Origin of the sequence: Paenibacillus sp. 2RAB27 (assembly GCF_052115445.1) — a bacterium.
GTDB lineage: Bacteria > Bacillota > Bacilli > Paenibacillales > NBRC-103111 > Paenibacillus_E.
In genome coordinates this window covers 1-836 of record NZ_JBFRGR010000098.1, presented here as the reverse complement: position 1 = coordinate 836, position 836 = coordinate 1, and the positions used below count along the sequence as shown (strand labels likewise).

Genomic DNA, 836 nt, shown 5'->3' with positions numbered 1-836 from the left:
ACCACGAGAGTTTACAACACCCGAAGTCGGTGGGGTAACCCGCAAGGGAGCCAGCCGCCGAAGGTGGGGTAGATGATTGGGGTGAAGTCGTAACAAGGTAGCCGTATCGGAAGGTGCGGCTGGATCACCTCCTTTCTATGGAGACTCGGTCTTGATAAGACCAGTCAAGTGATATATAGGGATCTTTAATCGTAGATTAAAGTCTCTCATTATTCACACAAATCGCTTACTCACTCGTGTTCAGTTTTGAAAGAGCAATCTTTCAAACATACCGATATTTCTGAAATAACAGGAAAAACTCCAGTTAATTTCGAGGGATTAGGGGATTTAAGTGAAATAACAGGAAAATATGTAGTTAATTTGATCGCTTTTGGTCTAATTCAGACTTTAAGCCTGAAATAACTGTAGAATTTCCAGTTAAATGCTTAAAACCAACTTATTCATCAAAATTAACTACAGGAAATCCAGTTAAATCGAAATATGGCACAAACGGTTGACAACCTACATCGCTTCGCGAATGTAAAGGTTGCAAAGTTGTTCCTTGAAAACTAGATAACGAAACTATTGCAATTATCCTTTGCGAAGCTTAGGAGAATTGTCAAGTAAACGTAAAGTAAGAACTTAGGTTGCTTGATCTTTGGATCATGCAAAAATCTTTAACTCTTTCAATTAGGAGAGACTTTTGCTACGCAAAAGATCCCTATAAATGGTTAAGCTAGAAAGAGCACACGGAGGATGCCTAGGCACTAGGAGCCGAAGAAGGACGTGGCGAACGACGAAATGCCTCGGGGAGCCGTAAGCAGGCTTTGATCCGGGGATGTCCGAATGGGGGAACC

At 41.7% G+C, this 836-nt stretch carries 2 rRNA genes; both read left to right on the top strand.

The window, feature by feature from the left end:
• Positions 1 to 135 (top strand): 16S ribosomal RNA (locus tag AB4114_RS35765); the annotation flags it as partial.
• Between the two features lie 573 nt (positions 136 to 708).
• Positions 709 to 836 (top strand): 23S ribosomal RNA (locus tag AB4114_RS35760); the annotation flags it as partial.